The organism is Paenibacillus sp. FSL R10-2796 (assembly GCF_037965315.1).
GTDB classification, from domain to species: domain Bacteria; phylum Bacillota; class Bacilli; order Paenibacillales; family Paenibacillaceae; genus Paenibacillus_AQ; species Paenibacillus_AQ odorifer.
On sequence record NZ_CP150178.1, the window covers coordinates 5,765,815 to 5,780,850 of the forward strand.

Annotated in this window: 13 protein-coding genes; 3 read left to right on the plus strand and 10 right to left on the minus strand. The window is 45.6% G+C overall.

The window, feature by feature from the left end:
* Positions 1–12: 12 nt before the first annotated feature.
* From recJ to NST58_RS25835, 5 genes are all read right to left on the minus strand, one after another.
* On the minus strand, positions 13–2,415 hold the full coding sequence (gene recJ / locus NST58_RS25815) for a single-stranded-DNA-specific exonuclease RecJ (protein ID WP_339244564.1): 2,403 nt from the start codon (positions 2,413–2,415) through the stop codon (positions 13–15).
* A gap of 29 nt (positions 2,416–2,444) precedes the next feature.
* The gene (locus NST58_RS25820; protein WP_036677651.1) at positions 2,445–3,395 is read right to left on the minus strand and encodes a cation diffusion facilitator family transporter; all 951 of its coding nucleotides are present in this window, start codon (positions 3,393–3,395) and stop codon (positions 2,445–2,447) included.
* A gap of 143 nt (positions 3,396–3,538) precedes the next feature.
* Positions 3,539–4,441 carry a protein translocase subunit SecF gene (gene secF / locus NST58_RS25825; RefSeq protein ID WP_052097271.1) on the minus strand — a complete coding sequence of 301 codons (903 nt, stop codon included), beginning with the start codon at positions 4,439–4,441 and terminating at the stop codon, positions 3,539–3,541.
* Positions 4,431–5,681 carry a protein translocase subunit SecD gene (secD, locus tag NST58_RS25830; RefSeq protein WP_036677653.1) on the minus strand — a complete coding sequence of 417 codons (1,251 nt, stop codon included), beginning with the start codon at positions 5,679–5,681 and terminating at the stop codon, positions 4,431–4,433. The genes secF and secD overlap by 11 nt, the downstream gene beginning before the upstream one ends.
* A 221-nt stretch (positions 5,682–5,902) precedes the next feature.
* Entirely contained in the window at positions 5,903–6,154 is a 252-nt protein-coding gene (locus NST58_RS25835) for a post-transcriptional regulator (protein WP_036677655.1), read from the minus strand.
* A 196-nt stretch (positions 6,155–6,350) separates the two neighbouring features.
* Here NST58_RS25835 and spoVB point away from each other — a divergent pair, with 196 nt between their 5' ends.
* Positions 6,351–7,949, plus strand: a complete 1,599-nt coding sequence (spoVB, locus tag NST58_RS25840; protein ID WP_076185511.1) for a stage V sporulation protein B — start codon at positions 6,351–6,353, stop codon at positions 7,947–7,949.
* A 4-nt stretch (positions 7,950–7,953) separates the two neighbouring features.
* On the opposite strand, the gene NST58_RS25845 is transcribed toward spoVB, so the two are convergent.
* A complete protein-coding gene (locus NST58_RS25845) occupies positions 7,954–8,718 on the minus strand; it encodes a DUF421 domain-containing protein (RefSeq protein ID WP_076130399.1) in 765 nt (254 codons plus the stop codon).
* Between the two features lie 226 nt (positions 8,719–8,944).
* Here NST58_RS25845 and NST58_RS25850 point away from each other — a divergent pair, with 226 nt between their 5' ends.
* Together NST58_RS25850 and NST58_RS25855 are read left to right on the plus strand one after the other, a co-directional pair.
* Complete coding sequence (locus NST58_RS25850; RefSeq protein WP_339169415.1) at positions 8,945–9,337, plus strand: TIGR04086 family membrane protein; 393 nt, start codon at positions 8,945–8,947, stop codon at positions 9,335–9,337.
* Between the two features lie 94 nt (positions 9,338–9,431).
* Positions 9,432–10,271, plus strand: a complete 840-nt coding sequence (locus NST58_RS25855; RefSeq protein WP_248549480.1) for a phosphatase PAP2 family protein — start codon at positions 9,432–9,434, stop codon at positions 10,269–10,271.
* 95 nt (positions 10,272–10,366) lie between these two features.
* On the opposite strand, the gene yajC is transcribed toward NST58_RS25855, so the two are convergent.
* From yajC to NST58_RS25875, 4 genes are read right to left on the minus strand one after another with little or no spacing between them, the layout of a single operon-like run.
* Positions 10,367–10,687, minus strand: a complete 321-nt coding sequence (gene yajC, locus NST58_RS25860) for a preprotein translocase subunit YajC (protein WP_036677664.1) — start codon at positions 10,685–10,687, stop codon at positions 10,367–10,369.
* 50 nt (positions 10,688–10,737) lie between these two features.
* The gene (gene tgt, locus NST58_RS25865) at positions 10,738–11,874 is read right to left on the minus strand and encodes a tRNA guanosine(34) transglycosylase Tgt (protein ID WP_036677666.1); all 1,137 of its coding nucleotides are present in this window, start codon (positions 11,872–11,874) and stop codon (positions 10,738–10,740) included.
* A 21-nt stretch (positions 11,875–11,895) separates the two neighbouring features.
* Positions 11,896–12,924: a tRNA preQ1(34) S-adenosylmethionine ribosyltransferase-isomerase QueA gene (queA, locus tag NST58_RS25870; protein ID WP_076130401.1), complete on the minus strand. Its 1,029-nt coding sequence runs from the start codon at positions 12,922–12,924 to the stop codon at positions 11,896–11,898.
* A 9-nt stretch (positions 12,925–12,933) separates the two neighbouring features.
* Positions 12,934–15,033, minus strand: coding sequence for a SpoIID/LytB domain-containing protein (locus NST58_RS25875; protein WP_339244567.1), 2,100 nt, complete (start codon positions 15,031–15,033; stop codon positions 12,934–12,936).
* Positions 15,034–15,036 lie beyond the last annotated feature (3 nt).

Below are 15,036 nucleotides of genomic sequence, written 5' to 3' on the forward strand. Positions count from 1 at the left end.
TATTCGCATGGATTATGATACGCCTAAACGACGCGATAACATCCAGTCCTGTAACTCTGACAGGCTGCCCTCCATGAAGTATTGCTCCATCTCCGCCATCTGTCCCAGTCGGACAAAATGACTCGAAGCTGTCAGACTTTTAGCTACTGGCTGAGTAATAAACGCCACACTTCCCTGACTTCTTTTAATAAAATCAAGCTCCTCAAACACATCAAGCATGTTGTTAAGCATGCGGATACTTAACGAGGACTGGCGGCTTAACCGCAACAAAACTTCGTTCTCAGGCGTTGCAACTGAGGTGATCGAAGCCAACAGTTTATATAGTATTTTGAAATGATCCCGTGTCGGAGTAATAAGTCGTTCTCGGCCATCCTTGATAGAATGCAATAACGCAATATTATCAGCATTAGGGAAGGTTTGGAGCAGCGCATCCAGTTGTTCAGGAGTCTCCGGCATATCCAGTATGCATAACAGAGAGACATGCCCTGACTCCTGAAGGGGCTCATCCTTAACAGCAGCGCTAATGCCAGCTTCTTTATCATATACCCATAAAGACATTCCTATCAATTCACTTGCAGGCGTACTACGTCCGTTCTGAAACACTGCAGCAGCTCGATACGGACCCGCACCACTATAAGGAAGAAGTAGTCCTCTAATATGTGCGGCTTGCCGTACGGCGTCAGCAGCACCACGAAGATCGAATAACTGGGCATCCTGCACAGATAAATCCTGCAGCATCAGCTGTGATTTGCGTGAGCCATTCCATTCATTGATCGACAGCTCAGCTAACACGTTGATCGTAGTACCCGCCGGTAGCAGCCTGGATAAAGCGCCTTTACCAAACGCCAAGGCTTCAATGCTGTTTTTCCCCTGCTGCAATACAATCTTCAGGTGTTTTCCATCTTGACCCATTGTACGTGTCTCTTTCACGGTAGCCCCACGAATAATAAACTTCGGCAACGGATTAGACATTCCGAAAGGTGCAAGCCTTTCCAATTCTAGCGCGGTCTGCAGTGATAAATCCGAGATTGACACCTCTGCATCAGCGGAAGCAACAGGAACGAAATGCTCTGGCGTTAACACCCCGGACGCATATTCATTTAATGCTGCAGCAAAGACTTCTAATCCATCCCGATGCAGGCTCATTCCCGCAGCGGCTGGATGACCTCCAAAATGATCCATTAACTCAGAACAAGAAGAAAGTGCAGCGTAGATATCAAGTCCAGGTATGGAGCGAGCAGAACCTTTGCACATTCCGGTCTCTGGATGTATATCCAGAATGATCACAGGCCGATAATAACGCTCCAGCAGTTTGGAAGCCACTATACCTACCACACCTACATTCCAGCCATGATCAGCAAGAACAATGATGTCTGGGATTTCGCCACCCTGTGTCATCTGCTCCAGCTTGGCAGTGGCCTCAACAACAATTCTTTCTACCACCAATTGGCGTTCTTTGTTAAGCAGGTCAAGCTCTCCAGCTAGCTGCTCTGCCTCAGCCGCATGCTCGGTAGTGAGGAGGGACACAGCCCGTCCAGCATGATCCAGGCGACCACTGGCATTGATGCGCGGCGCCATGCCAAAAGCGATATTGACCGCACTCACAGTGCTCATGTTCACACCGCTGACAGCGAGTAAGGCACGAATCCCCGGGAAACTTGAATGCCGCATACTTTCCAAGCCATTTCTAACAATCTCACGGTTCTCGCCAAGCAGCGGCATTAAATCCGCAACCGTTCCTATCGCTGCAATCTCTGCCCATTCTGTGGGAGTCTCTTCCCCTAGAATAGCCTGAGCAAGCTTATAAGCCACACCTACGCCCGCTAATCCTTTGAACGGATAAGGGCAATCTGGCAGCTTGGGATTAATAAGCGTATAGGCCTCTGGCAAAAGCTCAGGAGGTTCATGGTGATCCGTAACGATCACATCGATCCCCAGTTCATTAGCGTAAGCAACCTGATGATAAGCGCTAATGCCAGTATCTACTGTAATGATTAAGGAGACACCTTGCTGTAAAGCCCAATCCAGGGCATGATTATGCAGCCCATAGCCCTCGTTAGAGCGGTGTGGGATATAAATATCAAAGGAAGCGCCTAAATAGCGCAGCAGATGAATCATAAGTGCTGTGCTGGACACCCCGTCGGCATCATAATCGCCATAAATAAGAATATGTTCTTCATCTTTTAAAGCCTTTCTAATTCTAGGAACCGCTTCAGCCATTCCTTTGAGTAGGAACGGATCATGCTGTTCTTCCTCACTACCATCCATGAAGCTTAGAGCTTCATGAGGCGTGTTCATTCCTCTATTTACTAATAGTGAGGATAAGAGTGGAGAAATAGAAAGGCTCCGGGCCATATCCCTAACTGTGTCGGGATTGGCTGCCGGAGATTGCCATCTTGTTTTTGAATAAAGCAATAGAACTCACCTTTCTCTCACCTTGCAAACTACTGAAGCAACGTAGGAATATCATTATCCGGCAATTCATAATTGCTTTTGTACGGATAGCCGGGATCATAAGGAACAACGTCCATATGCACCTCACCGACATGAACAAACCGGTGCTGCAGCAGCTTCCTAGCGCATTCCGAAATATCCTGTGCTTCCATCACCGTAATCCGCGGATTCACACTGATTTTCACTTGAAGATTCACATAATTCCCTTGCTCAAGTGCCTTCAAATGTTCTACGCGAATGACGCCATGAACACGTTGCACTGTTTCAATAAAATTAGCGGCTTCCTCCGAAGGAAGCTCCTGCGCATTTTTAGTGTTAATAGAGCTAGCAATGAGTGAATAGCCTTTACGAAGAATTAAAACTCCGGTTAAGAGTGCAGCAATAGGATCCATATAAGATAGAGGATGCCAATAGGTACCACCCATGGATAACGAAATTCCGACTAATACTGTGATAGATGTATATAAGCTGAAACGATGACTATTAACATATGCAGCATGACTGCCATCACCTATTTTTTTAAAGTAGCGATATTGATATTGAAAAACAGCTTCTTTAAACACAATAGATACTAAGACGGTTACAAACGCCAGCTGTCCGTGTGTAGATGATTTTCCATCTGTTAAGTCGCGGATTGCAGAGAATGCGATCTGCAGTCCCCCCATAAGAATAAATACCGAAAAAAGTATAGCCAGCAGCGGCTCCTTAGTGCCCCGCCGTTCTTCGATCCGTTGCTTACTCTTTCTCCCTTGCTCAGAGCGCCACGGAAGAATATCCGCCAGTTTAGCTGCTGCATCTGCTCCGGAATACAAAGCATCCCCCATTAATGCCTTGCTCCCTGAAATATAGCCAAAACTCCCCTTAGCTACTGCCAAAGTAACATCGCTAATGATCCCTGTCCAAGCAACCGTCTCGCTTTGCGGTGATCGTTCTTTATTCATACGAGGCCCTCCTTACCAATAGCAAGTAATCTCATGATGATTCAATACACATGACATGACCCTAAAGATTTCGAAAGCCGCGTCGCATTTGACGCGGCTTTCTTAAACGTATAAGAAAAGTAGAACTTCGATGCTAATTTCTTCTAACCTTTATTCGGGCTGCTCTTCACTTTAACCTTCTCACGCTTTTTAAGCACTAACCAGAGTGGACTTGCAATAAAGATGGAAGAGTAAGCTCCGAAGAGCAAACCGATTACCATCGCAAGCGAGAACATCTTAATCGACTCGCCTCCGAACAATAACAGGAAGAACGCCGCAATAAATACGGTAAATGCAGTATAGAGAGAACGCATGAGCGTTTGAGCCACACTTTTGTTCACAAGGTGTTTCAAGTCTTCATAAGTTTTCTGTTTACCAAAACGTAAATTCTCACGGATACGGTCAAAGATAACGATCGTATCATTGATGGAATAACCGATGATCGTAAGCACCGCTACAATGAACGTCAAATCCACTTCCAAGCGGAAGATAGAGAAGAGCGCGACTACGATAAAGGCATCATGGAGCAAGGCCACAATCGATGCCACGGCGAAACGCCATTCAAAACGAATACTTACATAAATAATAATCCCCAGACAAGAAATCAGAACTGCATAAATAGCATTACGTGCCAATTCTTTAGCCATTTCAGTGTCCACGGTGTTAATTTCAAATGATGCTTTGTCATCCAGCTTAAGGATTTCAGCTTTTAGGGCTTCATCTTGAGCCTCATCAAGAACTTCGTCATAACGAATATTCACACGCTGATCACCAAACGAAATCGTCGGTTCATGATCGACATCGATTGCACTAGTTGCAGTCTTAACCTGATCCAAGTTCAAATTCTTGGATAGGGAGATGTCCACATTAGATCCAGCTTTAAAGTCAACGCTGTAATTCAGGCCAAATGTCGCCAGGAAAATCAATCCTGCTACTGTCAATGCGATAGAGAAAATATAGAAATATTTACTCAAATGTACGAAATCAAGCTCTTTCTTAAAGCGCACGGATTTCACTCTCCTTAACACCGAAGCTCTTCGGTTTGTTCAGCTTACCCGCTTTGACAAGCTGGCTAAGCAACCAGTGGGAGAAATAAAGATTCGTGGCGATACTCAGCACGATTTCTACAATCAGCACCAATGCAAAGCCTTTGACCGCACCTGTACCGAAGGCAAACATAACTGCTGCCACAATAATAGTAGTCACATTGGAGTCCATTACTGTCCGGAAAGAGGATTTATTCCCTGCCTTAACGGAGGACAGTATACTTTTTCCACTGCGCATTTCTTCCCTTATCCGTTCGTTGGTAATGATATTGGCATCGACCGCCATACCTATACCCAGAATAAATGCGGCTATACCAGGCAGCGTCAAGGTGAAGTCCGCGAAGACGAAGACCGCAATTAGCGCCCATGTATGCAAGAGCAAGGCAAAACTAGCCAAAAGACCTGGCAAACGATACATTCCGATCATGAAAATAAGGATAATCACAGAAGCCAGCAGACCTGCTCGAATCGTTTGATCAAGCGATTGCTTACCCAGGGTAGCACCCACACTTTGGGAATATTTCTCCGTCAGCTTCAGTGGTAATGCACCTAGATTAATCGTGTCTGCAAGTTCGCGCGCTTCCTTAATTGTATAGTTACCAGAAATAGAAGCACTGCCATCGGTAAGTACTGCTTGTACCGTAGGGTCAGATAGTTTGTTCTCATCCAAGTAAATTGCGAGATTCTTTCCCAAGAGACGTTTAGTAATCTCTGCAAATTTATCCTTGTCCTTAATCTTGATGCTGATGATTGGCTGATTCAGGTTATCCCGTCCAACTTCTGCAGCACCTTCAACAAAATCACTACCTACCAGTTCGATTTTGCTGTAAGTTCCCTCAGCGTCACCTTCAGCAGCACTACGGAAAGTCAGAACTGCAGGTTCCTTCATTTTTTTACGAACCTCGGCTTCATCCGTTACGCCCGCAATTTTCAAACGGATACGGTCCGTACCTTCAGTAGTTACCTCTGGTTCACTTGTTCCGAGCGCATTCGCCCGTTTTTCTAAGCTTTCCGCTGTCTTCAGCAGAGAAGCTCGGGACAATGCTGCTCCCGCTTCCATAGGCTCAGCATGATACAAAATCTCAAATCCGCCTTTCAGGTCAAGACCAAGTCTAACCTTGTCCAGCAGTCCAGGAGTAGTAAATGCCATAACGCCTGTCAAAACGAGCACGGTAATAAAAAAGCCCATTAGTCTCTTCATGCTCTAGCTAGTTCCCCTTTCATTAACTCAATATTCCTATTATAGCTACACGCGAAATGACCGTCAATTCACAGCATTGATAGAGCTATACTCACACAAAGAAACGGCCGCCCCTGCCTAAATCAGCAAGACATCCGTTTTAATAGGAGATGTGGAGTTATTATTCTCTTACTTTACTGCTTTATCAGGCAGTTCGCAAAAAGAAATATGTGGTTTATTGTTCAGTTCAACCCCCGATAGGCCGCAATAGTCAAATAATTCATGTAACTATTGGCTTTCAAGGAATAAATGTCGTTTACCAGCTTATGTAGGGGAGGCAAGCCTTCCTTATCATAATTACGGCTGATGCAATCCCAAATATCCTTGCTGGTTACATACTCATAGCCGAGGAGCCGGAATTCTTCAGCTTTGCTGCGGCACATGGCTTCGATTTCTTCACTATGTTGATCATGATTCCACTGTTCCGATTCCACGTGTTGACACCTCCAAAGATCGCTCATGTTCGTATGCTCACCATAGATATTCGACTCTTGTTCTTCGCTTTCCTTCTTCCGTCACAAAAAGTTAATGCCACTAAAACAAGGCATGCCGAGATAGGGGTACAGCATATCCATAAGAATAGACAAGTTCGCCAGCGTTTTATTTCATTTTGGGAAGAAGGCGTGACCTTTGAAGAAACAGAGCTTTATACAAGGAACTTTAATCTTGCTAGCCGCCGGCATCATTAATCGGATGCTTGGATTTATTCCCCGGATTGCTTTACCCCGTATTATCGGAGCAGAAGGTGTGGGTCTGTATCAGCTCGCGTATCCTTTTTTTCTTGTGCTGGTTACTGTCATTACAGGCGGGATTCCACTGGCGATAGCCAAGATGGTGGCGGAAGCAGAAGGAGAGAATCGGCCTGAAAAATCACGGCTGATTTTACGTACTGGACTTGCTCTTAGTATTGGACTTGCAATCTTCTTTACATTGGTTGCTTTGGTAAGTGCCTCATGGGTCTCCAATGTTATCTTAACAGACCATCGGGTTTATTATACGTTTATTGCCATGATCCCAATGATTGGGATTGTCGCCGTATCTGCAATTTACCGCGGTTATTTCCAAGGCAAGCAGAACATGATACCATCGGCGCTCTCCTCCATCTTCGAATCTTTAGTTCGAATATTCTTTATGCTCTGGTTCTCCTGGTTGTTGCTTCCTAAGGGTATTGCTATGGCGGCGGCTGGAGCGATGTTAGGTGTGACGGTAGGAGAAATTGGCGGAATGTTAGCGATTCTGTGGCAATATTATGTCATTACTAAAAAAGATAAAAAGCAGACAAATCCGACTCCAGAGCAACCCGCTCTCGAGCCGGAGGTTATCCCATCTGATACACAAGGTGTGAAAGCCAACTCCCCCATATTACGGCGGTTACTAGGCATATCCATTCCCGTTACGGCAAGTCGGCTTGTAGGCTCTTTTTCTTATCTGCTGGAATCTATTATTACTGTGCGCAGTCTCGCCTTGGCAGGTATAGCCGCTGCTGCCGCTACAGCTCAGTACGGGTCTTTACAAGGGATGGTTGTTCCTTTATTGCTGCTGCCCGGGGCATTAACCTCTTCACTTGCTGTGTCTCTGGTTCCTTCCATATCAGAAGCTGCGGCAAGAAAGGACTTGCCCACCATTCACAAGCGTATGCATCAAGCGTTGCGGCTTGCGCTGGTAACAGGGGCTCCTTTTGCTGTTCTTATGTATATCCTGGCGGTTCCGCTATGCAATTTGTTATATGGTAACGCGGATACAGCTCCTATGCTGAAGCTCATGGCTCCATTCGCCTTGTTCATTTATGTTCAAGCTCCCTTACAAGCTGCGCTGCAAGCTATGGATCGACCGGGCAGGGCACTCATCAATACCTTAATTGGAGCAGTAGTCAAAATCATTCTGATCGTAATACTGGCATCGCAACCTGAATATGGAATTTACGGCGCCATCATAGCCATTATTGTGAACAGCATTCTGGTTACGATGCTTCACGGATACAGTGTGGTCAGTCTTATTTCATTATCTTTAAGAGTAACCGAAACCATAAAAACCTTATGTGCAATGGTCATTATGGGAGCGGGCGTGCATTATGTATACACTTCCATTCCCATTGCAGATGTACAATGGATTCAATTTATATTTGCCTCTGCGATAGGAATGGTCCTGTATTTCGGAATCAGTCTGTTAGCTGGCCTTATCTCAATTCGTGATTTGGACCGTCTGCCGTTTATCAAACGCAGGCTTTAAAAGGCTATCTGTTGTCCAAACGGTCGACATAAATTCTGCCCTTATGATCTATGGAGCATAGAAAAACATTTTTGAAATCAGATACTCCCTTTTGGCGAATTTGAGTTCTTAGCCAAAATCTGGTTTTTCCAATCATCTCTAAATTCTGATCCTGCACCTTTCCATCCATAATCAGAGGGATTGGAAGTCCTTCATATCTGATCTTATTCTTCGGCAGCTCTATCTTACGGTTCTTGTTCCCTTTATTATCGTCACTCTTTTTATGCTCAGCAGCTGCACTGCTATTGCCTGATGGGTTAGAGGATGAACTCCCCTTCTCTTTCTCGAATACGGTTAGCTGTCCACTAGGCTCCAGGATTGCAAATTCCACGTCAGCAGGACTGGCGATGTTCTGTCCACGCAACTGCTGCAGCAGATCATCAATATTATATCTCTGCCTACGCATTTCGCCCCGGTGCAGCTTGCCGCCAGAAATGAGTATGCTCGGTTTGCCGTCCATTAAAAGTCTGAGCTTTCTGCTCTTAAGACTGAGCTGAGCCACAATTACCTGTATCAACACCAATGTTGCCATCGGAACGACTCCTTCATAGATCGGCCGATTAATATCCTCAAGCACAAAAACAGCAATCTCAGCAATCATGATGGAGATCGTTAAATCAAATACAGACAGCTTACCTATTTCCCTCTTCCCCATGATGCGCATACACAGGAATATGAAGAAATACATCAGCACGGTCAAGAAAATATGGGTAGAGATATGCTGGAACATATAGCTTCGCTCCCCTCCATTCTCACCCGCAGACTTGTTTTCCCGGGTGGATTAATGTAACCCTATTCTGACCGCTCTGTGCAGGGAACATTCGGAAGCCGGCATATTAATTAATGGTAAAAAGGCTGCAATGCCCTTTCTTGTACTATTGGGGCAAGCCATCCCATACAATGAATAATAACTATGTTGATTCTTTTTCCTCAAAAAAACTTTAGGAGGTTGTACCATGTATTTAATCCGGCGCATGTTCTCGTGGAGAATAGCCAATCCTGTGTTATCTGGCCTATGTCGATCATTCCTTTGGATGCTGATGGGTGCGTTTGTCCTCTCACTTTTGTTATGGGGCAGCAGTCTGAAGGAGCAGGATCTCTCAATGTACACGTACATTGTACACGGCATAGCTGCAGCATTCGGAGGACTAACCGCCGGTCGCAGAGCCACGAGCAAAGGCTGGTATCAAGGAAGTCTTACAGGCGCATTTTATGGGATTATCGTTCTGTTGATCGGTTTTTTGGCACTGGACAGCGCACCCTCTGGTGTGGATCTGCTATGGGTTCTGGCAGCTGCAGCAATTGGCGCTCTCGGCGGAATATTTGGCGTTAATTTACAAAAAAGCTAAAATTATAATTCCATTAAATTCGAAACATTCCTTGAAAATATGTTAAACTGTGATCATCTGACTTCATTAAGAGATCAAGGAGGCTTCGATTGCTTTGTTTTACCAATCAATGAACCATATTGTTTTGTACACAGTTGCATTAGTAGTGATATTAGTATGGATTGGCGCTAAACGTAATCCACTCATGGCATTGGTTGAAATTGGGAAAGAGATGCTGCGATCCTATAAGTTTTTGTTGCTGATTGCAGGAATGTTTGGCGTATTAGCCATAAATAAATATGAACTGCAAATTGAACAAAAAATGCATCTTACCTCTGATTATACGCCGTTTATATTTGGTCTAGAGGGTCATTTTGTCCAAGCCGTTCAGGATATATTCTACAGTCCATGGTTAACACCGATCATCGTCTTTTTCTACATTTTCATGCTTCAGTCTGTTCTAGCAGCATCATTAGGGGTCTATCTGTTAGATAAAAACCGGGTGATGTTATATGCCACCTGCTATGCTATTATTATCAACTATGCCTTGGCGATTCCATTCTATCTTTACTTCCCGGTAAACGAGGTTTGGTCCTATCTGCCAGCGGGCGTCAAATTTACTATGCTGGATGTATTTCCGAAATTCGAACAGGAATATAGACCGCTATCCGGTCTCAATAACTGCTTCCCGAGTCTACATACGTCCATATCTGTTACAATGGCACTTCTGGCCTTCCGTTCAGGGAACCGCCGCTGGATGGCCATCACTAGTATTTCTGCAGTTGTAATCGTCTTTGGAATTTTCTATCTGGGCATTCATTGGCTTACAGATATGATTGGTGGAACCTTGCTAGCTGTACTAGCCTCTACAGTTGGCGTTCAACTCGCCAAATTAACTTTGCGGGGACGTGAAGAGTCGCTTACCGTTCCGAGCCGCGTAACAAATGTACGTTAAAGTTAAACTGCTAAATCTTAATAACCTTAAAGATCAAAAAAGCGGTGTCCTCTCCAATGAGAAGACACCGCTTTTTATGTACTTAAATAACAAGTCTATACTTTCTCTTCGACATCCGTCGCCACAGCGTGGCTGATGGAACCGCGATCAAAAGTCAGCTTAGTTACATCGTTGACCCGCAGAACCACGATATCATCGGAAATCTCCATGATCGTACCGTGAAGTCCTCCAATAGTAACGATTTTATCGCCCTTTTTCAGAGCTTTCAACATTGCGTTACGAGTTTTGGTCTTCTTTTGTTGCGGACGAATCAGCAAGAAGTAGAATACTACAAACATAAGGACAAAGGGACCTACCAGGCCTAGTATACTACCTCCACCACCTGCGCCAGTTGCATATTGAAACGATTGAATCATATTTCTCCCCCCTTTCAAAGTACATTAAAGCATGACTCTTAAATCAAACCCTAAAAGCCTTTAAGATTATCATATAATCCGTATTTGGCAAAAAACTCATCGCGAAAATCAAGCAGCCGATCTTCTTTGATGGCTTCACGCACTTTACGCATTAAATCCAACAAGAAGTGCAAATTGTGGTATGTCGTCAATCGAAGTCCGAAGGTTTCATCGGCTTTGATTAGATGGCGCAAATAAGCGCGGGAATAATTCCGGCATGTATAGCAATTACACTCCGGATCAAGCGGCCCAAAATCACGGGCATACTTAGCGTTGCGTACAACGAGTCTTCCCTGACTGGTCATCGTTGTTCCATTACGGGCAATACGAGTAGGCAAGACACAATCGAACATGTCTACTCCTCGGATTGATCCTTCCAGCAGCGCATCCGGTGAACCCACGCCCATCAAATAGCGAGGTTTGCCTTGTGGCAGCAGGGGAACTGTATAATCCAGCACTTCATACATTAGCTGCTTGGACTCTCCGACGCTGAGCCCCCCAATAGCATACCCCGGGAAATCCATGGAAGTCAAATCAGCCGCGCTCTGACGGCGCAGATCTTCATACATGCCCCCTTGCACGATAGCAAAAAGACCCTGATCGTTAGGACGAGCATGACTTTTCAGGCAACGTTCTGCCCAGCGCGTGGTGCGCTCCAGTGATTTTTTCACATAATCATATTCGGCCGGGAATGGAGGACATTCATCAAATGCCATCATTATATCTGAACCCAGAGAGTTCTGAACCTCCATCGCTACTTCCGGAGACAGGAATTTCTTATCCCCATTTAAATGGGAACGGAAATGAACTCCTTCTTCCGTAATCTTGCGCATGTCGCTTAACGAGAATACTTGAAACCCGCCGCTGTCTGTCAGAATCGGGCGATCCCAGTTCATGAACTTGTGCAGTCCACCAGCTTCACGAACAATATCATGGCCTGGTCTTAGAAACAGATGGTAAGTATTGCTCAAAATAATATGGGCATCCATCTCTTTCAGCTCTTCAGGACTCATAGTCTTGACTGTAGCTTGTGTGCCGACTGGCATAAATGCTGGTGTCTCAATCACACCATGTGGAGTGTGGACTCTTCCAAGTCTGGCTCCGGATTGTTTGCACGTTTTGATGTGCTCATAAGTAATTGCTGCCATAAGTTAACCCATCCTCTTACCTTAATAAATAAACATTGCATCTCCAAAGCTAAAGAATCGGTACTTCTGCTCTATCGCTTCTTCATAAGCAGCTAGAATATGTTCCCGACCTGCCAAAGCGCTAACCAACATAACCAAAGTAGACTTTGGCAGGTGGAAATTGGTAATTAGCGCATTTACTACACTGAACTTATACCCTGGATAGATAAAAATATCCGTCCAGCCGCTGCATTCCACAAGCGGACCACCTTCACATTGTCTTCCGACCGTTTCAAGTGTCCGACAAGACGTTGTACCAACTGCAATAATACGGCCGCCTCGTGCCTTAGTAGCATTTATGGTATCTGCCGTTTCTTGAGACATTACGAAATACTCAGAATGCATAACATGCTCTTCAACCTTCTCTACAGACATCGGACGAAAAGTACCGAGACCTACATGAAGGGTGATATAAGCGATATTTACACCCTTAGCCTCAATCTGTTTCAGCAATTCTTGGGTAAAATGAAGCCCTGCGGTAGGCGCAGCGGCCGATCCCTCATGCCGAGCATACACAGTCTGATATCGTTCACGATCATCCAGTGTTTCCTTAATATAAGGTGGCAACGGCATCGTTCCCAGCCTGTCCAGAATCTCCTGAAAAATACCCTGATATATGAAACGAAGCGTACGGCCGCCCATATCAGCTTCGTCCTCGATAACGGCACGAAGCTCATCACTAAAGATAATCACCGCGCCTGTCTTGAGCTTTTTCCCTGGCTTTACAAGTGCTTCCCAGCGATCATCCCCAAGATTCTTTAGGAGAAGCACTTCCGCCTTAGCACCAGTATCTTCTTTCACTCCAAACAATCTCGCTGGAATGACTCTCGTATCATTTAGAACAAGCGTGTCTCCGGGATTAAAATAATCAATAATATCGGTAAAATGCCGGTGGGCCAGCTCTCCATCCTCCTTATTCACTAGAAGCAGTCTAGAAGCACTGCGATCAGCGAGAGGTGTCTGGGCAATCAATTCTTCCGGCAAATGAAAATCATAAGCATCTACATTCATGGTCTGTCTTCATTCCTTAACTATAGTAACGTTCTTATAATAGTGTTGCAATATTTGCTTGTAATCATACCCGCTGTCCGCCATGCCTTTCACGCCCCACTGCGACATGCCTAGACCATGGCCGTTGCCTTGTCCAATGAACAGAAAGCCCGAGCTGTTAGTGATCACTCTGGCCGCAGAATCTCCGCCCATCACTACAGTTCCACTGCCATTCACATTAACCTTCCCCGATGCGGAAAGCACGCCAGCACTCTGCGAGCTGCTAATTGTGGCGGTAGCGCCGTCAGCGCCTAATACAGTATAACTTCCGGGTGCCACAATATCAAACAATGTACTAGGTAATCCATTAAACGCGGAGCGGAACATATCAGGATATTTCACATTCAGAGCCTGACCATTAGCTTTCACCTGAATCACTCTTCCAGAAGGACCGCGCTGGGTGACCTGCAGGTTAGAGATGCTGGAAGGGAGCGTGCTTGTTGTTTTACCCTGCAGGCTTTTTAGAAGTTCAGCAGAGGTATACGGCCCTTTAATCCAGCTATAGCTGCCAGACTCATATACTTTATCCAGAGCCACAGCGTTCTCACCCGGATTCAGCTTTCCGACTGCACTAACACTGCTCTCAATAACTGGCAGAGGACGTATATTCACATCTTTGGTTGTAGCGGTAACTATATCGAGTCCGGCAGCGGTTTTGCTGCCCGTCAATTTAATATTATCTTCACGTGCATAACCAGAGGTACCATTCGCAAGCAGAACATAATACCACTTCTTAGCAGCAGCAGCCGAAACATCTTCAACGCTTGGAACACTAGCAAATACATCGCCACCATTCGCCCAAACCTCTGAAGGGTCAGCTGTCATACCTCCACTATTGGAAGAAAATACAGCCTCAACAACTTTACCACCACTCATCAGCACTTCACCAGCAGTAGTATCTACAGCTTTGATAATGGAGGGAGCTTCAGACCCGATTCCGTTATATACCTGACTAAGAGTGGTATCTACTACATTCGCTACATCAAAACGGTTGCCTTGGGACAGCGCATAGCTGCGGGCGGCGACAGCCTGAGCTTTTAGCGCTTCTTCTGGCCAGCTGGAGGAAACCTCTCCTCCAACTACGGCATACAAATATTGCTCCAGCGGCACTACATTAATTACAGCCAGCGATCCGCTCAAATTGCTCAGTTCCAAATTTCCGCGATATGTACGCTTGGATCTTTCCACTAACTGAATCCCAGCCTCGCTGCCTGCAGCAAGAAATTTAGCATTGCTTCCAGAAACCAGATAATGATCGGCTTGAGTTTCACTGCTAAAATCCAGTCCGGCATCCTTACGCAGTATTAATCCAGGCGAGGTCGCCACCGAAACCGTAAATTGTGGTGCCGCCGTAGACACAGCGGCCTGAACAGCTGTTAAATCACTATCGTTGGCAGCTTCGCCTACCCATACCTCTACTTGTGCACTGCCATCGTTTCCTGCCAGAAACACCTTCCAAGCATCCAAACCAGCTGCAGTGAGGCTATTAAGCGCCACATCTGCTTCCTGCTCCGAAGAATAGCGGCCAGCTGATAAATGTTTATTACCTTTCACTGCTGGGGTTTGGTCAGCAGGAATGCTCAACCCTGCTTTGACTACACGGGTAAGCCCATCCTTGGCAGTTGCTTCACTAGCATAGACGCCCGTGTACAACTGATACACAGTCGCTCCATTTCTGGAGATTGCAAAAATCTGCGGTTTATCGGAGGTGGATTGGAGCTTTTTAGCTGCATCCGCTGCTGTCTGCCAGCTTGAAACCTCCATCACCTTAACTCTATATCCGTCCAGACTTACACGAATTTGCTTCTGTGCTGGGACAGACACCAAAGGAGCACTTCCTGCTTGATCCGACAGCAAAGTAAAGCTTTGCGTTGATAGCAGTGTTACTGCTGGCACAGTGGATTTATATTTACTTCCAATATCAGCATAAAGAGCAACTCGTATCGTGCTATTAGAATCGGCATGACTGGCACCCGCAGGGATCAGGAAACTTCCTACAGCAAGCGCAGCCGCAAGCAATCCTTTGCTTAGCGGGGCGACCCCTCTCCATTTCCTCTTCGTATGCTTCATCCA